Source organism: Paenibacillus sp. FSL R10-2796 (genome assembly GCF_037965315.1).
Lineage (GTDB): Bacteria > Bacillota > Bacilli > Paenibacillales > Paenibacillaceae > Paenibacillus_AQ > Paenibacillus_AQ odorifer.
Window position 1 is genome coordinate 3959900 of sequence record NZ_CP150178.1, and the last position, 24869, is coordinate 3984768.

General features: G+C 44.2%; 23 protein-coding genes. 4 read left to right on the forward strand and 19 right to left on the reverse strand.

Annotation, left to right across the window (positions count from 1 at the left end; translation table 11 throughout):
• Positions 1 to 3: 3 nt before the first annotated feature.
• The 5 genes from NST58_RS17920 to NST58_RS17940 form a co-directional block, all read right to left on the reverse strand.
• Positions 4 to 1470 (reverse strand): HAMP domain-containing sensor histidine kinase, encoded by a 1467-nt coding sequence (locus NST58_RS17920; RefSeq protein WP_175618929.1) that lies wholly within the window; start codon positions 1468 to 1470, stop codon positions 4 to 6.
• A complete protein-coding gene (locus NST58_RS17925; RefSeq protein ID WP_036687642.1) occupies positions 1467 to 2165 on the reverse strand; it encodes a response regulator transcription factor in 699 nt (232 codons plus the stop codon). Before NST58_RS17925 ends, NST58_RS17920 begins: the two co-directional genes overlap by 4 nt.
• Positions 2158 to 3438, reverse strand: a complete 1281-nt coding sequence (locus NST58_RS17930; protein ID WP_248548717.1) for a hypothetical protein — start codon at positions 3436 to 3438, stop codon at positions 2158 to 2160. Before NST58_RS17930 ends, NST58_RS17925 begins: the two co-directional genes overlap by 8 nt.
• Before the next feature lie 34 nt (positions 3439 to 3472).
• Complete coding sequence (locus tag NST58_RS17935) at positions 3473 to 4198, reverse strand: ATP-binding cassette domain-containing protein (RefSeq protein ID WP_036687647.1); 726 nt, start codon at positions 4196 to 4198, stop codon at positions 3473 to 3475.
• Positions 4199 to 4288: 90 nt separating this feature from the next.
• Positions 4289 to 5443, reverse strand: a complete 1155-nt coding sequence (locus tag NST58_RS17940) for an MFS transporter (RefSeq protein WP_339248783.1) — start codon at positions 5441 to 5443, stop codon at positions 4289 to 4291.
• 159 nt (positions 5444 to 5602) lie between these two features.
• Between NST58_RS17940 and NST58_RS17945 the strand changes: the two genes are divergently transcribed.
• The 3 genes from NST58_RS17945 to NST58_RS17955 all read left to right on the forward strand — a co-directional run bounded on the left by NST58_RS17945 (position 5603) and on the right by NST58_RS17955 (position 8119).
• Positions 5603 to 6520, forward strand: a complete 918-nt coding sequence (locus NST58_RS17945) for a helix-turn-helix domain-containing protein (RefSeq protein ID WP_036687649.1) — start codon at positions 5603 to 5605, stop codon at positions 6518 to 6520.
• Between the two features lie 36 nt (positions 6521 to 6556).
• Positions 6557 to 7303 (forward strand): HAD hydrolase-like protein, encoded by a 747-nt coding sequence (locus NST58_RS17950; RefSeq protein ID WP_076098782.1) that lies wholly within the window; start codon positions 6557 to 6559, stop codon positions 7301 to 7303.
• Between the two features lie 108 nt (positions 7304 to 7411).
• Positions 7412 to 8119 (forward strand): thioredoxin domain-containing protein, encoded by a 708-nt coding sequence (locus tag NST58_RS17955; protein WP_339243690.1) that lies wholly within the window; start codon positions 7412 to 7414, stop codon positions 8117 to 8119.
• A 142-nt stretch (positions 8120 to 8261) separates the two neighbouring features.
• On the opposite strand, the gene NST58_RS17960 is transcribed toward NST58_RS17955, so the two are convergent.
• The 14 genes from NST58_RS17960 to NST58_RS18025 form a co-directional block, all read right to left on the reverse strand.
• The gene (locus NST58_RS17960; RefSeq protein ID WP_076184417.1) at positions 8262 to 9218 is read right to left on the reverse strand and encodes an ABC transporter ATP-binding protein; all 957 of its coding nucleotides are present in this window, start codon (positions 9216 to 9218) and stop codon (positions 8262 to 8264) included.
• Positions 9208 to 10194, reverse strand: a complete 987-nt coding sequence (locus NST58_RS17965; protein ID WP_076281726.1) for an ABC transporter ATP-binding protein — start codon at positions 10192 to 10194, stop codon at positions 9208 to 9210. The genes NST58_RS17960 and NST58_RS17965 overlap by 11 nt, the downstream gene beginning before the upstream one ends.
• A gap of 1 nt (position 10195) precedes the next feature.
• Positions 10196 to 11098, reverse strand: a complete 903-nt coding sequence (locus NST58_RS17970; protein ID WP_081387748.1) for an ABC transporter permease — start codon at positions 11096 to 11098, stop codon at positions 10196 to 10198.
• A 36-nt stretch (positions 11099 to 11134) separates the two neighbouring features.
• Positions 11135 to 12097, reverse strand: a complete 963-nt coding sequence (locus NST58_RS17975) for an ABC transporter permease (protein WP_036687660.1) — start codon at positions 12095 to 12097, stop codon at positions 11135 to 11137.
• A gap of 75 nt (positions 12098 to 12172) precedes the next feature.
• A complete protein-coding gene (locus NST58_RS17980) occupies positions 12173 to 14314 on the reverse strand; it encodes a peptide ABC transporter substrate-binding protein (protein WP_076130036.1) in 2142 nt (713 codons plus the stop codon).
• Between the two features lie 549 nt (positions 14315 to 14863).
• Positions 14864 to 15730, reverse strand: a complete 867-nt coding sequence (locus NST58_RS17985) for an SDR family oxidoreductase (RefSeq protein WP_339187274.1) — start codon at positions 15728 to 15730, stop codon at positions 14864 to 14866.
• Between the two features lie 2 nt (positions 15731 to 15732).
• Positions 15733 to 16236, reverse strand: a complete 504-nt coding sequence (locus tag NST58_RS17990; protein ID WP_179089435.1) for a hypothetical protein — start codon at positions 16234 to 16236, stop codon at positions 15733 to 15735.
• A 116-nt stretch (positions 16237 to 16352) separates the two neighbouring features.
• Positions 16353 to 16913, reverse strand: coding sequence for a MarR family transcriptional regulator (locus NST58_RS17995; RefSeq protein WP_076279322.1), 561 nt, complete (start codon positions 16911 to 16913; stop codon positions 16353 to 16355).
• 197 nt (positions 16914 to 17110) lie between these two features.
• Positions 17111 to 17446: a GNAT family N-acetyltransferase gene (locus tag NST58_RS18000; RefSeq protein WP_339243693.1), complete on the reverse strand. Its 336-nt coding sequence runs from the start codon at positions 17444 to 17446 to the stop codon at positions 17111 to 17113.
• Complete coding sequence (locus tag NST58_RS18005) at positions 17404 to 17952, reverse strand: hypothetical protein (RefSeq protein WP_339243694.1); 549 nt, start codon at positions 17950 to 17952, stop codon at positions 17404 to 17406. The genes NST58_RS18000 and NST58_RS18005 overlap by 43 nt, the downstream gene beginning before the upstream one ends.
• A gap of 499 nt (positions 17953 to 18451) precedes the next feature.
• Positions 18452 to 19444, reverse strand: coding sequence for a helix-turn-helix transcriptional regulator (locus tag NST58_RS18010; protein ID WP_339243696.1), 993 nt, complete (start codon positions 19442 to 19444; stop codon positions 18452 to 18454).
• Between the two features lie 523 nt (positions 19445 to 19967).
• Entirely contained in the window at positions 19968 to 20423 is a 456-nt protein-coding gene (locus NST58_RS18015) for a DinB family protein (protein WP_076304099.1), read from the reverse strand.
• 157 nt (positions 20424 to 20580) lie between these two features.
• The gene (locus NST58_RS18020; protein ID WP_076130031.1) at positions 20581 to 21069 is read right to left on the reverse strand and encodes a YfbM family protein; all 489 of its coding nucleotides are present in this window, start codon (positions 21067 to 21069) and stop codon (positions 20581 to 20583) included.
• Between the two features lie 510 nt (positions 21070 to 21579).
• A complete protein-coding gene (locus NST58_RS18025; RefSeq protein WP_076130057.1) occupies positions 21580 to 23835 on the reverse strand; it encodes a type IA DNA topoisomerase in 2256 nt (751 codons plus the stop codon).
• A 164-nt stretch (positions 23836 to 23999) separates the two neighbouring features.
• Between NST58_RS18025 and NST58_RS18030 the strand changes: the two genes are divergently transcribed.
• On the forward strand, positions 24000 to 24863 hold the full coding sequence (locus tag NST58_RS18030) for a pentapeptide repeat-containing protein (RefSeq protein WP_339243699.1): 864 nt from the start codon (positions 24000 to 24002) through the stop codon (positions 24861 to 24863).
• The last annotated feature ends 6 nt before the right edge of the window (positions 24864 to 24869 follow it).

The window sequence follows — 24869 nt, forward strand, 5'->3', positions numbered from 1 at the left end:
ACGTTAGGCCTCCCAATCATCTAATTCAGGAAAGGTAGCTGTCACTTGAGTTACCTCTTCTGTGATAACTTCCGGCTGTGGTTCTGTAAGAGGCAAGATGACGGTAACTTCCGTTCCTTTTCCAAGCTCACTTACCATATCAAGTGTCCCATTATGAAGTTCTACAAGTTGCTGTGAAATCGCTAACCCCAAGCCTGTTCCTCCATTAAGTGCATCCACTTGAAAGAAACGGTCCTTCACTCTGGATATATGTGCTTCACTAATCCCTATCCCGCTGTCTCGTACCATAATCGCTGTTTCTGTAGCAGACAGTCTCTTTGCTGACAGTTCAATACTGGAATCTTCATGTGAGAACTTCACTGCATTGTCTACCAAGTTTAAGAATACCTGTTTTAGCCGATTGGCATCCCCTTTAACAAAGATCGCATCTTCACATTCCAGCAACAGATGTATTCGTTTCTTTTCCGCTTTAGCCCAAACATTCAGTATCGTCTCTTGTAGCAGCACCTTTACATCTACAACCCCAATCGACAGCTTCATCTGGTTCTGCTGTAGCTTAGAAAAGTCGAGAATTTCTTCCACCAGCCCAATCAGGCGTTCACTTTCTTTGGAAATGATGCTGACTCCAAGTTTTGTCTCCTCCGGATCATACCCGCCGGATACCAAGGTTTCACTCCAGCCCTTGATACTTGTAAGAGGTGTCCGCAGCTCGTGAGAAATGGACGAGATAAAATCATCCTTAATCTGATTACTGCGTACAATTTCCTGAGCCATATAATTCAGCGTTGAAGCCAAATCACCAATCTCAAATTTATAGTCTCCCTTAATCCGTACGTTGAATCTCCCCTTCGCCATCTGAGCTGAAACTGCCGTAATATTATTCAGCGGCTTCACAATCGAGTTGGCCAGTCCGAAGCTAAACCCAACAACTACAGCCATAACAGCTGCAGCAATAGCAGTGGACAATAAAGTTAGATTAAGCAAATCATTATTGATTTCTTCTAGTGAAGTAATATACCTTAGGACATACTTATCCTGTCCATGAATCTGCAGCATTTTGGAAACCGCCATCACGCTCTCATTCGTGCCTGCCTGACGCCCTACCCAGCGCCCAACGCTGCCGCCAACGGCTTCTGGTACATCACTGGTCGTAATGGTCCGATCCGGCTGAAAGCCAGTGGAACTAGTGATGATATCCCCATTTAGCGATAAGATTTCCAGCTCCGTCTTGCTCAATGAGAACCTCTCCAGTACTTCTTGTAGCAGATAGATGCTATTATCGCTGGGTATCATGTTCTTTTGAAAAAACGACTCTGAAACAGAAATGTGATTTTTAATCTTGCTGTATACACTGTCATAATAATATGTTCTGATGGCCAGCAGGAAGATAACTTCTACGAGGAGAAGCGCCAAAAAAACTACAAGAATGTAGTGCAGAACAATCTGTCTGCGCATCCCCTTCTTAATCATTGTCCTTGGCCTTTCCATCTATATCCGTGCCCCCATACAGTCTGCAAAAATTCCGGCTCCGAAGGATTGTTCTCAATCTTCTGGCGTAAGCGCCGGATATTTACATCTACAATTTTGGGATCACCCATATACTCCTTGCCCCACACATGATCCAACAGAAGATCGCGGCTAAGTGGAGTGTTTTCTTTTTCAAGAAAGAATTGAATCAGAGAGAACTCCGTGGGCGTCAGTTCAATGGCTACATTATCACGTTTGAATTGTTTGGTAATAAGATCCAAGCTGAAAGGCCCCGAATGAAAAGAAACCTTGGCCGACTGTTCACGATGCACATTTACACGGCGCAGCAAAGATTGAATACGCGCAATTAGCTCCGTTGGGCTAAATGGCTTACTAACATGATCATCTGCACCTACGGACAAAGCGTAAACTTTATCCTGCTCCTGAACCTTGGCGGTAAGAAAAATAATTCCCAAGCGTTCATTAGTCTCCCTAATCCGTCTACAAACTTCAAATCCATCAATGCCGGGAACCATAACATCCAATAACGCAATATCAATATCAGGTATAGTGGTTAATTTATGCAATGCTTCATTCCCGTCAGCAGCCTCCAGCACTTCGAAACCATTACGCTTCAAATTAATGACTATGAAACTGCGAATGGACTCTTCATCTTCCAATATCAGAACTTTACTCATCTATTCCCTTCCTTTCAATAGGGGAGGCAATCTTATTGCTTCCTTCTTTAGTTGTACTTTGTTCTAGCTCACCACGGTAGCCGATGACTTTATCTAAATCCCGTCCAAGCAGCTCCCAGCCTTCATTCTTAGCCTTATCCCATTCCGAAGGAGAAAAGAAGGAAACCTCAGCAAAAGTCTCTCCGGTATCAGTCATGATGAACTTAAGGTTTTTATCCAGAACAGATTTCGTATCAATACTTACCTTTCCATGCAGCTCTGGATCAAAATTAATAGTAAAGCGATCCGATGGATCACGATATAGCTGGACTGCAAAGGTTAGACCATCTTTTCCATCCCATTTATAATAGGAGGTGAAATAAGGAATATCTGCGGGGTCGAAATACTCCCATCCTTTTGGCGCTTCAAGCAATCCAACTTCAATAATGCCATCATGATCGATATCTTCGCTTGCAATCAGACGATCTTTGTAAGTCCTCGTATCACCTGGCAAAACCACACGCAGCTTGTTATGCTCCATAAGAACAATTAAACTGTAGGCGGATTGGAAATCCACCGAAGCGTCCAATACGATTCCTTCTTTATCCTTGGCAATCTTTCCTGCGACAATATTGTAATAATTAAAAAAATACGGATCGATATCCTCAATCTTATCGAGTACCTTAAAGCCATCATTGTACTGATAGATCGAAATGGTTGCAAATTCATTTCTTTTAAAATAAACAACGGTGATGTCTTCAATTCCATCCTTGTTAAGATCATCAAGCATATATTTGGTGTAAGGAAGTGAAAGCACTTCTTCCAATGATCCGCTGGAATAGCTATACACGACGAGGCCTTTTTCTTCCCCGCGTGAATAACCTGTAATGATGTTCAGCTTCCCGTCACCTGTCATATCTTTCAGATCGACGGACTCCAGCATAGTTCCATCCCCATCAAAAACAAGCTTTTTGACCCAGGCATCTCCTTGCTTCTCTAAGATCATCCCGTGAATCTCTACAGCTTCGCTTGGCGTTCTATAGAACACCAACGACTCCATAATTCCATCGTTATTGAGATCCTCTGTGAAAATTGAGCTCTCATCATTAACCGGGCGGATCAACTCCGTACCCGCTGGAATATGTGAATTAATAGCAGCCATAAGTGTTGCTTTGTCAGCAGACAGCTGCGGAGCCTTCATCTTCGAAACAGGATCACTGATGAAAGTACAACCCGAAAGTACGGATAACGACAGTGTTGCAGCTGCCAGGCACCTAAGACTTTTTATACTCAACCTCATCACTCTTTTCCTTATCCGTGTCCGAACTTTACAAATTTGCGCGTTCCTGAGACGTTAATCTACGTCCCTTTATATCATGCTTAATTCGTCCATCTTCTAGTACCCATATACGTGAAGCGAAACGTTCAGCCAGTTCAATAGGCAGCACCGTCACTACGGTAAGACCCGTCTCTTTACACAGTCTGCGCAAAGTTTCCAATACACTTTCTGCCGATTTGGGGTCCAGACCCGTAACCGGTTCATCCGCTAGAATTACTTTGGCACCATGAGTTAATGCTCTAGCAATCGCTACACGCTGACGTTCTCCACCGCTTAGCTGGCTAGTCTTCATCTTCGCTTTGTCTAGAAGTCCAAGGGCATCTAATTCATCCATCGCACCCATATAATCATCTGAACGAACCATCCCTGTAACCATACGCCACATTGGCGTCTGTGCGGACTGGCCGATCAGCACGTTTTTCAGCGCTGTGCGGTTAGGATTGAGCTCTGCATTCTGCTCCAGGTAAGCCCACTCCCGGCGAATTTTTCTTTTTCCGGAAAAGGCACTCGCCATAATATCCGTACCGTCCACTCTAAAATTCCCTCTGTCCCACTTCTCTCGCAGCGCTAAACAGCGTAATAAAGTGGTCTTACCGCTCCCACTCGCTCCAAGTATGGCTACGAGCTCACCCGGCTCTAATTGAAATCCTATATCCTGCAGGACCGGATTTTTGTCTTCCCCAACTGCCTTGGCTAAGTGTTCAACTGTGATCATAGTTCAGCCTCTCCCTGTCTTCATCTATAATCTATAGTGTACTCTGAATGTGAGTTCAATTTCCATGCGAGCACTCGTTCTTATCTTACCTCAATTTCTAGGTTGTGGCGAGAATAATAACCCAAGCAAGCCGAACACGATATATAAACCACCCATCAGGGCAAAAATACCGCCGCTTAAGCCCACTTGCAGCATCAAACCACCAATGCCGGGGCCGATAATACTGCCAATACTAAAATGGAAAGAAGCAACCACATTAGCAGCAGGCAGTAGATGTCGTGGCAAAATATCCGCGGCCAGACTTAGCCCTAATGAGAAAAAGGAGCCCACTAGTCCTCCTGCGATCATCAGAAGCACCATTGTCAATGTAAAATGATCACCTGCCAGCGGCAACATCGCAAAGGCGATCCCGCCTCCGATCCCGGCAATAATCAGTACCCGCTTGCGGCCAAACCGGTCGCTCCACAGACCTAATGGAAACTGCAGAAGCAGTCCTCCAATCCCCGCAAAAGGCAATAACGCTGCAATTTGATCTGTGCTGTAACCGATACGCAGACCATATACCGGAAAGCTGCTATTTAAGCTGGCTTCCATAAAGCCATATAAAAGGGCTGGAATTAAAGCGAACCAGGCTAAGCTGTAACAACGACCGAAACGGCGAACCTGGCTTTCACCACTCTCCGCTTTATCTGGCCGGGAATCCGGCAGAATTGTAGTCACAAGGATTAAGACTAACAAAAATAGAAATGCGAGAACAATAAAAGGCACGGCCTGTCCATAACGCAGCAGACTTATCCCAAGTGGTCCTAAGCTAAAACCCAGACCATAGGACATGCCATATAGTGAAAGATTACGTCCGCGATGCTCGGCAGGTGTCATAAGCAGAACCCAAAGCTGGGCCCCGTAATTAATCGCAGCATCGCCCACACCCACAAGCAGACGCAATACAAACCATACCTTGATCCCTGTAAAAAAGGGAAACATGAGCAAGCTTACTAAGACTAAACTAATCCCACCAGCTATCAATTTTTTAAATCCAACCGCTCCAAGAACACGTTCAGCAATCAAGGTCATCCCAAATGATCCTATGTATAGTGCAGCAGCATTCAATCCGTTCAGTGACGAGGAGACTCCTTTTTGCTCCAAAAGAATGGATAGAATGGGCAGCAACAGCCCTTGGCTAAGCCCTGCGGCTATAGTAGCGGTAATAAGAATCATGAAAGTCATTTTGCTATTACTTCGTATAGATACTTTAAGCCGGTCTGACACGGATGATATCCCCCTATAATAAAAACAATGATGTGATCTAACGCCAATTGGCAAACACCGAACATTATAGTGGACAACCCTCTTCAAAACAAGAGATAATATGAGAAGTTACGGATTTCTGGGGGTGCATGTTACATGGATTACGAATTAAAAATCGACGTATCGCCGGTTTATGAACTGTTGGACAGTTTTATGATATATGTAACCAGAAAATGGATCTCCAATTTAGACCTCGGTCCCCACTGGGTTAGTGATGTGGAAGATCGCATTACTCCTCATAAAGTAACAGCTCTCATGCAAGCTGCCGAGTGGCCATTTACAGATTATGATGTGTTATATGCTTGGGTTTACAGCCGAGGGCCCGCAACATCAGTGCTGCATTTCCTGGATGATCTGGATTCAGCTTCTATAGAAGAGTGTTATCAGCAGATCGCACCGTTAATTCATGATTTCACCATAGATGAAGCTTCCCGGATCAAGAGCAGCTATAGTCCGCTTCTTAGACTCTGGTATGAGCAATATTTTCGTCATGTAGAACACAAGATTTTACCGTTATTAATTGAAGATGCCTCTGAGAAAAAAATGCTGGAAAGCAAAATGGACCCTATTTCTTTAATTGAATATGCATCCGGTGGTGTAGTTTTCGAGGATATACGGGATCTTAAGACTATAGTATTATTGCCTACCGTTCATAATCGACCAATTAACACCTACTGCTTCTACAAAACTATGGTGATTGTACAGTATCCTGTAGATGTGCCATTGGAAGATGAAAATGAACCACCGATGGTGCTATTGCGCATGACCAAGGCACTGTCAGATCCAACCAGACTCCGATTGCTTCGGTATGTCGCCCATGAACCCAAATCTCTATGGGAGATGCAGTCCGATCTAAATCAATCCAGAGAAATGCTTATGCATCACCTAATGATCCTACGCGTAGCCGGTTTACTCCGTATCCATCTTCGCGGGGAACAAGACGAGCGCTTCAGTATCCGTCCAGACGGCGCTTCTGAGCTTCAAATGTTTCTAGAATCTTATATTCACCTATAGAACACTATACAGATACAGATCCAAGGAGTGAGAGATATGAAATACACAACTCAACAAGTAATTTTCGATCTAGATGATACGCTGGTTCATTGCAACAAATATTTCGATTTAATTTTAGGGCAATATTTCGAGCTCATGACTGATTGGTTTAATGAATTTGGTCCAAGCACCAGTGAATTACGCAGCAAGCAAATAGAAATTGATGTTGATACCGTCAACACAAGTGGCCTGGCCAGCGACAACTTTCCCAAATCCTTAATCGCCACCTACCGTTATTTCTGCGCCAAATATAACCGTCCGACAGATCGCTTTCAAGAGCAGCAATTACACAAGCTCGGCCTAAGCGTCTATGACCAAGAAATTGAAGCTTACCCTGGCATGGTTGAAACACTCGATACGCTGAAGCAAGAGGGTCACCATTTATTCTTGTATACTGGCGGGGACGACACCATTCAGCAACGTAAAATTGAACAAATGAAGCTGGATGCTTATTTTGACGATCGTATCTATATTCGGAAGCATAAAAATGTTGAGGCGCTTGAAAATATTTTGGCTACCCAAAGCTTTGACCGCAAACGTACCTGGATGATTGGCAACTCGTTACGTACAGATGTACTTCCCGCAGTTACCGCAGGCATCAACAGTATTTACCTGAAGCAGCAAAATGAATGGAGCTATAACCTTATCGAGCTGGAGCAAGAGATGCAGCAAGCCGTGATGACTATTTCGTCCATCCACGAGGTGCCCCCTGTCATTCGCTCAGCCGCTAAATTCAAAAACTAATAACTAGCTACAACGTTACGTAGCATTGTTACAAATGACATATCTTCACTACCTACTGGATGATTATACTATTTTTATAGTATTCCTATATTGTCTAGGAGGTGAGATATGAATAAGAAAGTGTCAGCTAAACAATCTCAGACCAAAAGACCTTTGCTTCCCATGATATTAGGTGTCGTTGTTGTAATCCTTCTCGCTGTAATTGTTTTCATCTTAAGCAATAAGACTGATGATACAGCAGATCTACCCAACTACACCGACGTAAAGGGAAGCATTGTTGTTGATGGGCTGAAATATGAGAAGCAACCTCATCTTGGAAGTCCTGATGCCAAAGTTAAAGTTATCGAATTCGCAGATTTCAAATGTCCCGCCTGCAAAATGTGGACTGAAAAGTATCTGGATACTTTTATTAAAGACTACGTAGATACCGGAAAAGTGGAACTTTTCTTCATGAACTTTGCATTTTTGGACCGGGACTCTTATCTTGCCGCTAGCGCCGGCGAAGCCATCTACAAGCAAAGCAACGAGAAGTTCTGGGAATACCTTCATAAGCTGTACGCTAATCAAGGCGATGAGAGCGAAATTTGGGCCACTCAGAAATTCATTTTAAAATTCGTTAAGAATAACATCGAGGGCATTGATTACGCCCAATTTGAAACAGATCTCAAGAATCATACCTACATGTTCGATGTAAAAGAAGACTTTAAGATCGCTGGTTCCTACGGAGTCAACGGTACTCCTAAATTTATGGTGAACGGAGTGCTGCTTCAGGATTCTTCCTATGAAGGGTTAGCAGCAGCGATTGCCAAGCAGTAATCAGTCTTTAAACTGCGCCCTATAAGCTGTTCACTTTGAAAAAAGTGACCTTCTTACAGGGCTTTTTTGTGTGTATGAATTAAAAAAGATGACTTCTGTGATAAACAGAAGTCATCTGCTGATTACTTAATTAAGCCACTGCTTATTCTACCAAATGACACACGGCACTATGGCCTTCTGACACGATTTTCCGTTCAGGCTTGACAGCCATACATACATCCGAGGCATAAGAACACCGCGGATGAAAAGTGCAACCACTTGGTGGATTAAGCGGTGATGGCACCTCGCCTTGAATCGATACCATCTGCTGCTTCTGCTCCACACTATCCGGAATCTTCAAAATCGAATTTAGCAGGACCTGCGTGTAAGGATGCGTAGGTTTCTTGAACAATTCATCCGCCGGAGCTTGCTCAACCACCTCTCCTAAATAAAGAACCGCGATATCATCACTCAAATACTCCACTACTGCCAAATTATGCGAAATAAAGATATAAGTCAGGTTAAACTCCTTCTGCAAATCCTTTAGTAGTTGAATGACTTGAACCTGAATAGATACATCCAATGCGGACACCGGTTCATCACAAATGAGCAATTTGGGATTCAGTGACAACGCTCTGGCAATCCCAACCCGCTGCAATTGTCCCCCTGACAGTTCATGCGGATAAGCGTATTGGACTTCAGAAGGCAAACCGACCCGCTCAAGTAGTTCGATCACACGCTCATGCCGGCTTACTTTAGTTCCGATTTTGTGGATAGCCATTGCATCTTCAATAGCGTCTCCTACCGTCATTCTCGGACTGAGGCTCGCCTTGGGATCCTGGAAAATAATTTGCATATCCCGGCGCATCGCCCGCAGCTTCTCTTTATTTGCCTTTGAGAGCTCCACGTCCTCAAAAAATATTTTTCCTTTGTCAGATTCGAGTAGACGCAGAACCATTCGCCCTAAGGTTGATTTTCCTGAGCCACTTTCCCCAACAAGCCCCAGTGTTTTCCCCGCTTCCAGGGTAAAAGAAACATTCTCGATGGCATGCAGCTTTTTTCCTTGTACCCGAAAAGTTTTCGAGACATTTTCTACGCGCAAGAGCGGATTATTGGGCATAGGAAGCGACCTCCTCAGCATGATGGCAGGCGATCTGATGATCGGTGCTAAAATCACGAAGCTTGGGAACTTCATTCTGACACCGTTCAGTTGTATAGAAGCAACGATCGGCAAATGGGCAGCCGGTCAATGTCTGTGTAAGTGTCTTTGCCGTCTTTGGAATAGGCATTATTTCTTTTCCCTTGTGGCCCACTTCGATAATGGAGCGTTTCAATCCAAGTGAATAGGGATGCGCCGCCTCACTTATGAACTTGTCCGTAGTGGCTTTCTCCATGATTTGGCCCCCGTACATCACGATGATTTTGTCACAAAAGTTGGTCGCAAGGCCAAAATCATGCGTTACCATCACTACGCTCATCCCATGTTTTCTGCGCAAATCCTGCAATAGTGCAAGAATCTGCATCTGCACAGTGACATCAAGCGCGGTTGTTGGCTCATCGGCAATCAATAATTGCGGTTCACATGCCAAAGCAATAGCAATCATGATACGTTGGCGCATCCCCCCGGAAAATTCGTGAGGATAACTTTTAAATCGTGATTTAGGATCCGGAATCCCCATTTCATGCAAGAGCTGAATGGTGCGGTCAAAAGCTTCCTTCCGGTTTGCATATTGATGTGTCAGCATGGCTTCCATTATTTGATCCCCGATACGCATGATCGGGTTCAAGCTGGTCATCGGATCTTGAAAAACAACGCCGATGTCACGTCCACGAATATCTTCTAATTGTTTGGGACGCATTTTAAGTAAGTCCTTACCATTAAACTGAGCTGTCCCCGATGTTATTTTTCCATTTTCACGGATGAGCCCAATTGATGACATCAATGTAACTGACTTACCGGAGCCACTTTCACCAACAATCCCCAAGGATTCATTTTCATTGATCGAAAAACTGACGCCGTTTACGGCATAAACTTCATCTTCACTGCGGGAGAACTTCACATGAAGGTCATCAATAGAAAGTAGCGGTTCACCCATATTAATTGCCTCCTTTCGGACTGAATGCTTCCTGGAGACCGTCTGCTACAAACAGAAACGAAAGCAAGGTTATTGCAAAGATACCTGCCGGAAAATACAGCAGCCATGGAAAGCCGAGAATATTCTCACTGGCTTGAGCAATCATACTCCCAAATGAAGGGATTGGCGGCCGAAGCCCCATGCCAAAAATACTTAAGCCTGCAATCTGGATGAGATCACCGGGAATCCCGAAGGCGAGAGAGACACCCATACTGCCGATAACATTCGGCAACATATACTGTCTGGCAATATGCGCCTGAGATGCGCCTAACGCTCTTGCCGCTTCCACCATCTCCCCGTCCCGCATACTTAGGACCAGACTTCGGATCAAGCGTGCATACCCCGCCCAACCCGGAATTCCAATTGCTAGAATCAAAGATAAATACCCACGTCCCAGCATAATGACTAATATCAAGGCGAACAAAAATCCCGGCAAGGTCATCATAAAATCCACAGCACGCATAATAATCATATCGGCGATTCCGCCGCGCAATCCGGCCCACAAGCCCAATATGATCCCGATAATGAAGCTGACCAAAGTCGCGCCAAAAGCAATAATCAGAGCGCTTCGAACACTGAACAGAATCTGGCTGAACATGTCATGCCCCACATTATCCGTACCAAAAATATGCTGCCAGGTCGGCCCTTGATTGATAGCCAAAAAATCTCCCGTGCGATAGTCATATGGGGCCACCCAAGGTCCAATGATCCCCGCGATCAAAAAAAGGATAACCCAGACCAAACCAATAACGGCAAGACGATGTCTTTTAAATCGCTTCCAACCTTGATAAAACTGGGATCTCTGAAGATTCTTTTTTCTCTTCAAAGCTACATCCGATTGAGTTGCTGCAACTGTGCCAGCCAATTGCTCCCCCTCCTAGGTTCGTATAGTCTGTGCCGCTTATAATCTGACACGCGGATCAATAAAGGCATAAATAATGTCAACGAGTAAATTCATAATCATAATCATGGATCCCAGCAGAAATACAGATGTGATGGCGAGCGGATAGTCGAAACTGGTAAATGCCGTCTGCATCACCTGACCAAGCGCTGGAATGGCGAAAATTTGCTCCACCCAGATCGTGCCCATCACTGTAAAAGCAAATTGAGGTCCGATGACGGTTATCATCGCAGTCAGCGAGTTTTTGACACCATGCTTAAAAATCATCGGCCAATATTTGACACCCTTAGCTTTTGCGGTTCGCATAAAATCCGACCTCATGGTTTCGATCAGACTGCCCCGCATATATCTGGCAACAACACCGACATTCGCCGCAGATAAACAAATAATCGGCAAAATTGCTTGCCTCCAGTGACCCCATCCCGTTACAGGCAGAATTCCTTGAAACACAACACCAAATAACAAAACCATAATCACCGCGAGAACAAATGCCGGAATGGCCTGACCCGTCAATGAGATGGTGCTTACCACATAATCAATCCAAGTGTTACGTTTGAGTGCTGCAATAATGCCAAGCGGAACCCCGATAATTACCGAAAGAACAACAGATCCAAAGGCCAAAAGTGTACTGATCGGCAAAGCCTGCTTCAGTTGAGTCGCAATTTGCAAAGACGGGTTCTGCATCGAATTACCGAAATCGAAGGTTAATTGATGCCATATATACTTCATGATTTGTTGCCACAGCGGTAAATTCAAACCATACCGGCTTTGAAACTGGTCCATGACTTGTTGATAGAGAACAGGGTTTTGCCCTTGCAGCGGAGCCAGTGCCGTAGCCATGGTATTCGTATTCATGAAACCGCCAGGTGAATAATACATCATGGTATAGCTAACTGAAATGACCAAGATTAAAGTGATAATAATTTGTAAAATGCGCTTTGAAATAAATTTCAATATGGTCAAATTCGAACCTCCTTTACCGATTCACGGGCACCATAATTGGCGCCCGCGATTGGTAATTATTCAACCCATTTAGGATTATTCTACAGATAAAAGATGTAGCCCATAGAAGTTGCCCCATGCCCAAGGATTTGATTGCACTCCTGTAATGCCGGGTTTTACCAAGAAGTATTGCTGTTGATAATACAACGGAACAGCATAAGCTTCTTCGAGCAGGTTATTAACTACCTTAGCCGCGATAGGAGCAGCGTCTTCGACGGTCAGCGCATTTACGAATTGCGCTTGCCACATTCTCAAATCTCTTAAGGTATCAGATTGATAACTGTTGTAATATACCTGTACATCAAGTGCATTTTGATTCAACTTGCCACCTGGCGCGTTTGGTGCTACGAAGGTCCAAGCGGTTACAAAGGCGGCATGTTTTTCATCGTTATTTTTAGCATTTTTCCAAAGGTCTACAATCTGTTGCCATTGTTCAGCGGCCGTTGGAAGCCCCGGTTGTTTCAAATAAGGCTGCCAATCTGCAGGCTGCTCTGCTGTCCATTTATCCAAAAAGGCGATATCCTCTTTAGCAGCTTTTTCTAATGCTGCCCAGTCGCTCCATTCTACACCGGCGTTCTTATTATCCGGATCCCCATATTTTTCAATAGCCGGTTTATAATAAGTTTCCTTGGTCCAATCCACGAATTGTTTCGTAGCTTCTAGCGGGGCATCCAGTGTTCCTATGGAATATAGTTGCTGCGTAGCACCCATGTCCAAACTTCCTGGTTCACTCCAGTTGGTTGCGCCCGACGCCAGAATAAAGCCTGGTTTTGCATCGCCCTGAGGTCCGCTGTACTGATAAGCGTTAAACTGCGCCTCATTGAGCTGAACTAGCTCTGTTTTGATACCAAGATTTTGTTGCAGTAATTGACCTAACGCCAAAGCGATTTGTTCACCCTGAGCATCTACTTGCTTGACCCCAACATACAACGATAGGGTTGGCAGACCTTTACCGCCTTCATAACCAGCATCCTTCAATAATTGTTTGGCTGCCTCGAGATCTTCCGGAAGTCCTTGCTCCAGTTTTTCCGTTGGCCAACCTGGTGAAGCAAAGATATTGGTCGCCCCGCCCATGCCGTTCAGCACCGATTCTACGATCGGTTTACGCTGGATCGCTTTGGCGATAGCCTGGCGCACCTCTTTTTTGTCATATGGAGATTCCGTTGTCGGGTTGCTCCAGAGCAAATATTTGATCGCATAAGTCGCTGCAGTATACAGCTGGGACTTTAGCTCCTCCGTTTTCTTCACGTATTGTAAATCAGACGCGCTTTGGATTAGAACGACATCTGCATGGCCGGACATATAATCCTCCACCGGCACGGTTGTCGCCGGAAGAACATGGATGGTCTCTACATTGCCGTGATTAAGCTGGCCGGCTGCACCTACATAATTCGGATTGCTCACCATGACGAGTTCACCGTTAGGTGTAAAAGATTTAACCATGTAAGGGCCATTGCTCACAAAATTCCCCGGTTCAAACCACTTACCAGGGTTCGCTTCGACCGCTTTAGGATTCATAGGCATCGACCCGGAAAGAACCATATCCCCCAGAATAGCGTGAGGCAGCGTGGTCGTAATTTCCAGCGTGTAATCATCAACTACTTTTAGACCAACTTCTTCTTTACTTACAGATCCGGCATGGTATGCATATCCGTTCTTCACAAAATTAAGTACGCTTAGCCAAAGTTGTGCGGTTGTGTTAGCTGGATCCAATTGATACATATAAGAAAAATAAAAATCATGGGCGGTTACTGGATCGCCGTTTGACCATTTGGCATCTTTACGGAGGGTAAATGTCCAAGTTTTTTTGTCATCGGAAACGGTATAACCTGTCGCAATTTTCGGAACGATTTCATTATCCTGATTGTAGCCATAAAGCCCTTCGAGCAAAGTTCCTTGCCCTACCAGAATTTGTCCTTGCCATTGTGTAGGATCGAGCGTCGGGATCTTTGGATTGAAAACGGTTACCGAACTTCCCGCTTTAATTTCAAGATCAGAAGCGCCCTCATTCTTAACTGCCGTTTGACCCACATCACTGGTTGCTTTTACCGAAGTATTGCTATTACCTGCAGCATTTTTACCGTTCTCATTGGCACTATTAGAGGAATTACTGCAAGCAGTCACAGATAACAAAGAAAATGACAGAAGTAGAGCTAAGAACGCGTTCTTTTTTTTCATCCTCAAGTGAACCCCCTCATACATAGTCTTGAAACAAAAAAACTAACATTTTATTATCTTGTTATCTATGATGTTATCCTTCACCTTTTCATGCTTTGCCCCCCTAAATTTAAACTCCGATGTTTGTTGGTGAACTTACGAATATCTTCTTTTGAATATCACTCAGGAAACTAAGGGTAATCGCTTACATTCTAAAATTTTCCACAAAGATTGTCAAGAAAAAATGTTACGTTAGTTAGCATAACTAGTTATTATTAATATAACTTAATCTTATAATATGAATTTTTCGTTAATTTTTTATTAGCTTTTTTAGTGTTATTTCGTAAATAACACTAACTTATTGACGAATTTTAGCTTATTTCTTGTAATGCTGATATAAATGCTATAGAAGAACTAGTTCTATGAGTTGAGTTCCTTAGGACATAATAAAAAGAGTGCATCCCGGCAGTCATTTTATGACCTTTGGGATACACTCTGAACCATTTAGATATGGGAATCGGAATAAAATACTGTTATCGATACAAATATCAGAATAGGTGGACTCTGCCTCTACCGGAAATTATCTACACACTCATGTAGAAAGGCGTCTAGTGTGCGTGGATCTCTGCCGAGTAAACGCTTCACAGTGTCATTTGGACTTTCTGGCACCATCCTAGACATGGTTTGAATTTCCACAACGTGGTTCGCGAGCCAAAGAGGCAGATTCCCATGCTCAATAAGATTACGGAGTAGTACTTGAGGGTCCATGTTGATGTAACTTATCGGCCGATTAAGCAGGGCAGATAGTCGACTCGCGATCTGGGGATAACTGAAAATCTCCGAACCAGTAAGCGTATATATATGGCCTGATACCTTGTCGTTGGTCAGAACTTCTGCGGCAACGTCTGCAATATCGCGACAGTCAATAAAGTTACACGGTGAAACGCCCATAGAGCCGAAGAAAACATTTTGGGTTGTGATCGTTGGTGCAAAGCGCATTAAATTTTGCATGAACGCATAAGGGCGCAATACGGTATGGGTGATACCCGATACCCTCAACGTGTTCTCAATTTCTTGATGCCAGCCCGCCACTGCCACTGGAGCGCTATGCTCAAAGGCTGGACTGGATATTTTTACGATATGTTTGATTCCAGATTCGGTGGCAATCTGAATGATTGAGGTTTCCAATTCGATTTGTCTTGGACTGTTGGACATGGCAAGGAAGAGCTGGCTAGCACCTGTAAACGCGCGGCGCACCGATGTAGGGTCAGAAGCATCCACAAAAGCGACCTCGATAATTGATCGGCTTTTTTCTCCGATTTGATCACGCAACTTCTCTGGCTCTCTGCTCAGCGCCCTGACAGGTACACCAAGATCAACCAAACGTTCCAAAAGCGCACTTCCAATCGTACCTGTTGCTCCCATAATAACTATCATTTTTATCTTCTCCTTTTGGATGAAAAATCAGTTGTGACGGCAAGTCGCCACCGCCATGTCACTATCGTGCTCGCTATGAATCCAGACAACGGGAAATCGATCCAGACACGATTTACCCAGACCAAGTGATTACTCGGAATCATAATTTCTACTACAACAGATGTCACCCATGCAGCGTATAGCCCAAATGAGGACCCGGCCATTGCGAATACCCCTACCACAACCAAGTGAGGTGCACCGATGACCCATCGCAAATGGCCCACTCGACTATGCAACAAAAGTCCAATCATCAAGGCCATCAAGGCGGATGCACCGCCAATAGTGGTCAATGCCGCTATTTGAAGCCCCCTATCTGCAGTAACCAATCCCCCGATACCTGCCATAATGGCAGGAGCAGCATAGGCCATTACAACTTCACGCCATAGTACAAAAGTCTTTTTCTTGGAACCAACAGCCTTGATGCTGTAAACATCATCTGTCTGATTCGGGTTTTTCATCTGGTTCATTTACTTGCTCCCTTCTTCTTTGAAATAGTTCAACGATTGATTTCAGCGAACTATAATTAGGCACCTAACTATATAAGAGTAAAAATAGGCTAGCTTCACTAGCCCAATTCTACTCATTACTGATGTTTCCCCTTTGGTTTCGAGCCTAATTCGCCCGTAAGTGCTGAAATGCCTTGTGTAACTCGACCTAGCAAGTCGAGAAATACGCTCCGTTCTTCGATGTTGAGCAACCCCACCATTGCTTCCAGCCGAGCGAAATGCTCAGGAGCCATTTCACGAAGCTTCTTCGCTCCTTCTTCCGTTAAAACGACTGATTTCTGACGGCCATCGTCTGAGCTTAATCGCCGAGATACTAGCCCATCTCGTTCAAGAATGTCGATAAGACCAGTCACTGTAGCACGTGTAACTCCTAGATGCTCCGCTAATTGCGAAGGCAACTCTTCTCCTTCGTTATCTTCAAGATCTGCCAATAAACGATAACGCCCTGTTGATAAACCGAATCTAGAGAAATGAATCTCCGAGGCGTGTCCAAGCATGGCTCCCGCTGCCATTAGCCTAGACGCGACGAGTATAGCCTGTGCGTCTATGTCTAGGTTATAGCGATCAATCTGACGCTTGGATTGTACAAGCGAGGGAATAGCCTCAATGTCGTTTATTTTTTTATTATTGTTGTTCATATATGTAGTATGGTTCCTAACTACTTTTGTGTCAACTCATTTTTTTATACCTCGTCAACCCTGGAGTTATACAGTTGGATTTGGTTGTAACTCTATATTCCTCCCAAAGCTCGATCAATCGACCTTCAAGATCTTCAATCCGCAGTGAATATTCTGCTCTTATTTCCAAAAGTAGTAGAAGTTCTGTCCGCATCATTCTAGTATTCAAATTTTAACTGAAGCGAATCACAGATTGGCATATAGCCTATCTTTTGATAGATACTATTAGATGTGGGATTTGCTAAGTCGGTATATAAGACGCATCTAGTAAACCTTTTATCCAATGCAAGTTGGCTTATTTGCGCCACAATTGAAGTTGCGTAACCCTTTCCGCGCTCATATGGAGGGGTATATACAAATGCCACGCCAATAGCCGTCTGCATCTCCCTTGTATATCCTGCCATAGAAACGGGTATCCCGTTGTCCTCTAAAATATATAGTTTTTTCGATGCTATTCGGTAGAGGTAAGGGTCTGCATCTTGCGGGATGGACATTTCTGTTTTACCATAACTCCCCGCTGCATAAAATGCTTCAGCCCAGTATGCAATCGAACGATACCAACCTTTTGAATGTCTGGGTTTACTGCCGTAAGTTCATATATACGTTGGGTCATCATTGTTTTAAAGGTTATTCCCTTGCGCAAGGTATATTCTTTGGCAAAATACTCTGCCAAGGTTTTTTCGGTCATCACACCTGGAATTTCACGGTCTTTCAGCCCATCTATCAGACAGTTTATAGCTTCTGGGTTAATTATGTTGTCTGTTGCATAAAGCGTAATATTGTGTGGCGGTGTCATTATGGCGGTAAGTTGTATGCCCCTAGCATCCGAAATCGTTACCATAAGCCAATTTACAGGGTCACGCCAGTCTGTTTTGTCTTTTCCTTCATGCCCAATTATGATATTGCCAAGAGGAATCAAATTTTGTGCTTCATGACGCATCAGCATACCATAGGTATCATTGTAAAACTCATGCACATCCGTATACAACTTGAATTGCATTGCAATATCCCCCTTTCATCTGGTCAAAGTTTTTCCGGATTTTCCGAACTAATCGTTCTTCTTACAGTTTGTTGATTTTTCGCCTGCCAATTTAATAATTAATTAATGAAGACGCAAAAAAACCCATCCCATTAGGGACGGAGTTGCTCCGCGTTACCACCCTGATTGACGTTTATAATAAACGCCCTCTTTGCCATCGTCCAACAACGATGCTTCTTTGTAACGGTAGAATCCCGGTCCCATCTACTATAATTCGGGGGACTGCTCTGAGGTGATTTTTGGATTCGGATATCCGCTGCCTCGCACCAACCGGCAGTTCTCTGAACGGCGTTTCCAGATCTATCTGTCAATAATTCAAACAACAATAAAGACCTTTAAACTTATATTGCTTCTAAAGCAGATAATCTAACTAATCATACGACGATATGAATGCGGAGACTACACTCCAGTCTGCTTATTTTCTTCATCAGCACATAGCACCAACCTTTTACTTACCTGCTTAATCTGTTTCGATTAGCTTGGAGGTCAACTTCACTACTGGCCTGATATACTTCAAAAACCACTCCGGATCGTGATAAACGTAAATGATTCTCCCAGGGGAAGTATCAAAGCAGTAACCAGTGTCTGCAAAATTAAAAGTTGCCATAGCCCTTTCCATCTTTTCCTCTACACTACGATTTTCCTGCTCATAATTGAATGGCCCATGTTCAAAAACAATATACTCGGCTTCGAGAACATCAATCATAAGCATTTGTGGAGGTACTTCACCTTTATAATCAAAAGGAAGACGTACACCAAAACACTCTGTACGTGGAATACCCCAATCGCAGAGTCTGCCATCCGGGTCATTAATGTAAGCCATAATCTGACCGCTGCCACCGTTAGATTCACTCCCGCCATCGTCATCCAATTTGCCCTTGATACTATCGAGTAAGCCGCAAATTGTTTCGCAGTCCTGTCCTGTAATAAGACTTTGCTTTTGCCAAAAATCCCAATACCCATTACTCTCATAGTTTTTAATGTGCAAAAATTTGTGAGTGGGAATGGTTACAAAATAAATGTTAAGATCATCTGTAGATTTCATCATACCAATCTCTCCAAATCCGAAAAAGTAGCGGTCGAAAGAGTTTATTTTTGTACGAAGGGCGACAGGCATAGGCTTTTTCCGGTATTCACTTGGAGTTACACCATATGTTCCCTTGAAAGCCCTGGTAAAAGCTTCATGTGATGAAAAACCATAATCAAAAGCAATATCCAAAATGCTCTTTTCACTATCCCGAACCTCTTTTAGTGCAAAGGCTAATTTTCTATGCCGTAGATAATCCCTAAATTGCATTCCCGATATTTCCTTAAATTTTCTCGTAGTATGAAATTCGGAATAACCTAACTTGTGAGAAAGGAATCGTAGCGTTATTGCTTCACTGTTACGATTCTTAATACACTCGTCAATTTCATTAACGATTATTTGGATTTGCTTGTGCCACTCGTACAATTGGTCTGTTCACCTCGTTTCAACCACTCTATAGTCATTGTAGAGTAATGGAATTTGCATTGCTTGATTCTACTTGCGGAAAAGAGATGACAATTCAAACGTTTTGGTCCTACTATTTCGGAATCTCATCATGAAACGGTACCACTATTTCGTTTGGATCGTTAAGGAATACATATTGAATCTCAGATTTCCCCTTTGCATTTAGTGGTCGGTGTATAACCCTATCGTTCTGTCAAAGTTATTTCCGCAAGCAGCTTAAGCGTGTCATGCATTCGCAGGATGGACAAGAAGCATGGAGTTCGGGAGGCATTAAACAAAAGGGCTCGGACCCGTTGAGACATGGGAGTGAAAATCACATGCCCTTACAGTTGTTCCAAGCCACCGCCTCTTCAATTTCCTTCTTATCTCACATTTAGCTAAAGGTAAAATCCTACGAATTCATGAGCCTGCATGAGTAAACTAAATCATTTCGGAGGAGTTCAATGCCCATCTCATTCCGGGTAATGGTGATGATTAGGCCCTGTTAGAGTCTGGCGAACGTGATGTAATCGACTTGGACAGGTTCTGCCAATTCCATCCGAAGTGCCCGGTTGATCTGTCCCCGGTGATATTGCCCATGTAAAATGACCTGCGACAAGATATCCCGGACGGACGTTTGGAACGGGACTCCGTTCTGGTTCGCATAATCGACCCTCACGTCCAAATCAGATTCCTCGAGCCCTTCGATATACACACGATATTGCTCGGCGTTTTCTTCGAACATCGTTCGGATCGCCGTCAGGTCCTCTGCTTCCTCCCACAACGAATATTGCGCACTACCCTTGCCCTGCAATCGGGACAGCCAGACTCGTTCCGCAACCGCGACATGCCGAACCAGCTTCAGAAGGTCCTTGTTCTTCATCTCACTCTCCTCGAGCGCTTCTAAGATTCGTGCGTCCGCCCAGTAAAGGTGGTCCATCATACACTTGATCGTCTTCATTTTTGTTTCCCCCTCTTCGTCTCATTGATTAATTGAACCTACCGTTTCCCGTAATTGGTCATTATTTCTCAAATCGTCATAATCTTCATCAGTCCAAGGTTCTATTTTTTATCTCGCTCAATGGAATCAGGAGACGTGTGTCGTCTTTTGGTTAGAATCAGAAAATATAAAAGATGAGACCTTTGCCCTCGGCTACAGTTTGGCTGTAGAAGCGCCGGATTTCGTTAAAATGCTGTAGCAGGTAGGCAAAGAACGCATCCTTATCCTCGTCTGAAACAATATCAGGTTCAAGAGGATATACTTCTTCCTTAACCATGGCCGGGAAATCATACCGCAAGCGGAGCTGCGCTTCATCCAGCTCAGAAATAACCTGATGCGCTTCTGCAACTTGCTTGGCACGTAAGGAAAACGCCCCGAATGAGCCAAAATCGATGCCTTTGTCTGATGTCAGCGGAACAACATAACTAAGAGGGGCATCTCCATCGGAAATAACTCCACAAAGCAAGTAGTGAATCGCCTCCCAGGATCTATCAATGTCCAGTCCGGGATAATCGTCTATTTTCAAGCTATTCAATGCAATGTCGCCTGTAACAATTTGTTGCACTAGGTTGTCATCCATAGCAAAGTAATATCCACGCATTCCCATGTTGTCATCCTTCCTTCCATTCTAGTAGTGACTATACTGCCCTATCATAATGTAACCTCTGGATTTATCCCGCAGGATAGAAAAAGAGTGAAGATCAGCCCCCTACGTAATCATAATATCTTGTGCGCACAAGTTACTACATCCCGTTTAAGATAGGTATGTCCTACACTCTTTAACTAATGAATTTTATGTGTAAAATATATAGTCTCCCACAGCCGACACTGAAACCATATCCCATATACGGCGAGTCCGACTAATAGTCTTGACTACGGACCCAGCTGAATCTATTGGCGAATTTATTGCCGTTGGAGCAAGTTTGCGGACTCCAGTGCTGCTATTCTCCCGCAAGCGGTGCATATATAGCCCTTTTCATGCCAATAAAGACTATGCGGTCCGATAGCAGTCCAAAAAGGACGTATTCCCGCGTTTAGGGTCATCTGTGTCCGCTAGCGGCTTCGTACATGCAAATGTGATGTAATCACCCGTGATCCATACAAACTTCTAGTTAGACTATGACTCCACTGTTAATTGACCCGTATCCATATTATTAAGCACAAGTTTGCCTTCCAGCGGGGTGCCGTCTTCGCTCGCAAGCTTCAGCTTACCCGTACGGCCCTTTTCAATCAATGCCTTTACTTGTGTATCTGTAAGGGTACGCCCGTGGTTCTCTTTCCAGATCACGAACTTGCAGCCTTCTTTGTAATGAGAGCAGCCGTAGCCTTTTTTACCCATAAAAATCATCCCGCCACAGCCAGGACGCGGGCAGTTTCCGATAATTTTCGGACCTGAATTTGCTGATTCTTCTTCGTTAGCTGGTTTACGTTTTCTTGGCGCGGCAGGTTTATCGCTGGTTTTACGAGATGTACCTCCACCACTCCGACCTTTAGCCCCTGTATTCACAGAAGGAGTTTCCCCTTCAAAAGAAGTTTTGGACGCCCGAGACTGCACACGAACCTTGTCCACGATCATGCAGGCAAATCTTTTTACATTCTCCATAAATTGTCCGTCCGACGCCGTTCCTCTTGATATTTCGTTCAAGCGACGTTCCCACTGGCCGGTCATTTCAGGTGAAGTCAACAGCTCGATGCCCGCTCCACGTATCAGTTCAATAGCCGTTCGTCCTTTTTGCGTGATGGCGATTTTTTTGCCTTGCATTTCAATGTATCCGACATTCTTAAGCCGTTCAATGGTTGCTGCTCGTGTGGCTGGAGTACCCAGCCCTGAATCCTTCATAGCATCCCGAAGCTCTTCGTCTTCAATCTGCTTTCCGGCACTTTCCATCGCTCTAAGCAGCGTGCCTTCCGTATAATGCTTTGGCGGCTGTGTATCTTTCTCTTTAACGATAGCGTCACTACAGATCACCTCATCTGCCGGAGCGATTGCGAACGGTTCATTCACTTCAATCTCTTCGTCTTCCTCATCATCCTTGTTTTTTCCCTTGGACGACTTCGCTTTATCTTTTTTCTGGTCCGCGTAAATGACCTTCCAGCCGAGACTTAATAATTCCTTAACAGTAGTTTTGAACTTTTCGTCCTCTACATCAGTCATAACCGTATGCACTTTATATTCCGCAGCCGGATAGAACTGTGACAAAAAACGCCGCACAATCAAATCATACAGCTTCCCCTCATCCGCACTAAGCCCTGTTGCTTTCCGATATGTAGGCAAAATCGCATGGTGATCCTCTACCTTGGAGGGATTGCAGATAAATTTGTTTCCTTTATGAACGAGATTACGATTCGCGCCCTTCACCCATTCATCATAAGCCGTCCCTTGGAGCGCAGATAAAGTCTTATGCATCTCCGGAATATTTTGTTCTGTAACATAGTTAGAATTCGTCCGCGGATAGGATATCACCTTATGCTTTTCATATAAGGCTTGTGCGATATCGAGTGTTTTTTTAGCGGAAAAAGCGTACTTCCCATTCGCCTCCCGCTGCAACAGCGTTAAATCATACAGTTTATTCGGGTACTCTTTCGTTTCCTTAACCTCATAAGATTCAATACGTCCCGGTTTTCCTTTGACCTTGGCAGCCAGCGCCTCCGCCTTCTCACCATCAGTCAGCCGGTCACCCTGCCACATGCCTTTATAGGTCATTTCATTTTGTGTAAAATGGCCCTCCACCTCAAAAAACTTAAGGGATGAGAACGCCTCAATCGTCTTCTGGCGATCATAAATAAGTGCAAGTACTGGGGTCTGAACTCTCCCCACCGACAGCAGCACATTATGTTTCGTAGTAAATGCACGTGATCCGTTCATACCGATTAACCAATCGGCTTCACTGCGCGCTTTTGCTGCTTTGGTTAGATTCTCGTACTCCGCCCCATCCTTTAGCTCTTGAAAGCCTTTGCGGATTGTCTCTGGTGTCAAATCGGAAATCCACAGCCGCTTCACAGGATGTTCAAGCTTCAAATGCCGCTGAATGAGCGAAAATATATGCTGGCCTTCTCGCCCGGCATCACAAGAATTTACTAGCAGATCGCTTCGTTTAGCCAGCTCTCCGATTACCTTCAGCTGATCAATGGTGCGCGCATTAGGAACTAGCTTGAATGGGTCCGGAATAATGGGAAGATCATTAATATTCCATTTTTTGTATTTCACATCATATGCATCCGGCTCAGCCAATCCGATTAGATGCCCTATTGCCCATGTAATAATGTACTGCTCCCCTTCAAGATAGGAACGGTAATTTTTAGCCTTTGGTTCTATTGCGGCGGCGATATTCCGCCCCATGTCCGGTTTCTCCGCAATAATAAGTGTCTTCAAAAACATTCGCTCCTTACCTTCTCGTTCTTAAGTCCAAAATAGGTCCAGTACTCTATTATAACATTAACCTCAGTTTTTTTTAATCGACCGGACTTTTCATAATCTTTCGTTTGATTTAAAATAAGTTGGTATAAGCGTATTCATATATCGGAGGGAAACAAACCTTGTATGAGAATCACAGATTTACTGAACCTTTTTCTGATCGAAGGCTCTCTGCCCTGAAGGCGGATTGTGAGCAGTGCTTTGGCTTGTGTTGTGCCGCATTGCCTTTTGCTGCTTCCATAGATTTCGCTAGAGACAAAGACGCTGGACAGCCATGTCACAATCTACAGTCGGACTTTCGCTGTGGTGTACATACAGAGCTAAGAGAATTAGGCTACCGTGGTTGCACGGTCTATGACTGTTTTGGAGCTGGGCAAAAGATTTCTCAAGTCCCTTATGCTGGAGAAGACTGGAGGAAAAATCCGAAAACTGCGAAGCAAATGTTCGAGGTATTTCCGATCATGTGGCATTTGCACGAGCTGCTCTGGTATTTACATGAATCTTTAAACTTAGAAATAACCCGTACAATCCATACGGAGCTGCAAACAGCTCTCGATGAAACGGAACAGCTCACTTTACTTAATCCTGAAGCACTTGCAAAAGTGGATGTTGCCGCTCATCGAGCAAAAATCAATATGTTACTGTTGCAGGTCAGTGACCTTGTACGAACTGAGGCTCGCCGTAAACTAAAAAAATCAGCGAAGAATTTCAGTCGAGGTGCCGACCTTATGGGAGCTAAGCTCAAAGGAGCCGATCTCAGAGGCGCCAATTTGAGAGGAGCCTATTTAATAGCCGCAGACCTTAGGGACGCTGATCTCAGAGGTGCAGACCTTATTGGGGCAGACTTTCGCGATACTGACCTCAGAGGTGCTAATTTAGCAGAAGCTCTCTTTCTCACTCAGGCACAGATCAATGCGGCAAAAGGCAATACTCTCACAAAATTACCAGCAACACTCTCCTGCCCTGATCATTGGCATTCCCATTAAATGAAA

What these genes read in the sequence shown, in the direction of transcription:
- NST58_RS17920 (WP_175618929.1), bottom strand. Translation starts at nt 1,470, where the DNA reads ATGATTAAGAAGGGGATGCGCAGACAGATTGTTCTGCACTACATTCTT.
- NST58_RS17925 (WP_036687642.1), bottom strand. Translation starts at nt 2,165, where the DNA reads ATGAGTAAAGTTCTGATATTGGAAGATGAAGAGTCCATTCGCAGTTTC.
- NST58_RS17935 (WP_036687647.1), bottom strand. Translation starts at nt 4,198, where the DNA reads ATGATCACAGTTGAACACTTAGCCAAGGCAGTTGGGGAAGACAAAAAT.
- NST58_RS17945 (WP_036687649.1), top strand. Translation starts at nt 5,603, where the DNA reads ATGGATTACGAATTAAAAATCGACGTATCGCCGGTTTATGAACTGTTG.
- NST58_RS17950 (WP_076098782.1), top strand. Translation starts at nt 6,557, where the DNA reads ATGAAATACACAACTCAACAAGTAATTTTCGATCTAGATGATACGCTG.
- NST58_RS17955 (WP_339243690.1), top strand. Translation starts at nt 7,412, where the DNA reads ATGAATAAGAAAGTGTCAGCTAAACAATCTCAGACCAAAAGACCTTTG.
- NST58_RS17960 (WP_076184417.1), bottom strand. Translation starts at nt 9,218, where the DNA reads ATGCCCAATAATCCGCTCTTGCGCGTAGAAAATGTCTCGAAAACTTTT.
- NST58_RS17965 (WP_076281726.1), bottom strand. Translation starts at nt 10,194, where the DNA reads ATGGGTGAACCGCTACTTTCTATTGATGACCTTCATGTGAAGTTCTCC.
- NST58_RS17980 (WP_076130036.1), bottom strand. Translation starts at nt 14,314, where the DNA reads ATGAAAAAAAAGAACGCGTTCTTAGCTCTACTTCTGTCATTTTCTTTG.
- NST58_RS17985 (WP_339187274.1), bottom strand. Translation starts at nt 15,730, where the DNA reads ATGATAGTTATTATGGGAGCAACAGGTACGATTGGAAGTGCGCTTTTG.
- NST58_RS17990 (WP_179089435.1), bottom strand. Translation starts at nt 16,236, where the DNA reads ATGAACCAGATGAAAAACCCGAATCAGACAGATGATGTTTACAGCATC.
- NST58_RS17995 (WP_076279322.1), bottom strand. Translation starts at nt 16,913, where the DNA reads ATGAACAACAATAATAAAAAAATAAACGACATTGAGGCTATTCCCTCG.
- NST58_RS18000 (WP_339243693.1), bottom strand. Translation starts at nt 17,446, where the DNA reads ATGTCCATCCCGCAAGATGCAGACCCTTACCTCTACCGAATAGCATCG.
- NST58_RS18005 (WP_339243694.1), bottom strand. Translation starts at nt 17,952, where the DNA reads ATGCAATTCAAGTTGTATACGGATGTGCATGAGTTTTACAATGATACC.
- NST58_RS18015 (WP_076304099.1), bottom strand. Translation starts at nt 20,423, where the DNA reads ATGAAGACGATCAAGTGTATGATGGACCACCTTTACTGGGCGGACGCA.
- NST58_RS18020 (WP_076130031.1), bottom strand. Translation starts at nt 21,069, where the DNA reads ATGGGAATGCGTGGATATTACTTTGCTATGGATGACAACCTAGTGCAA.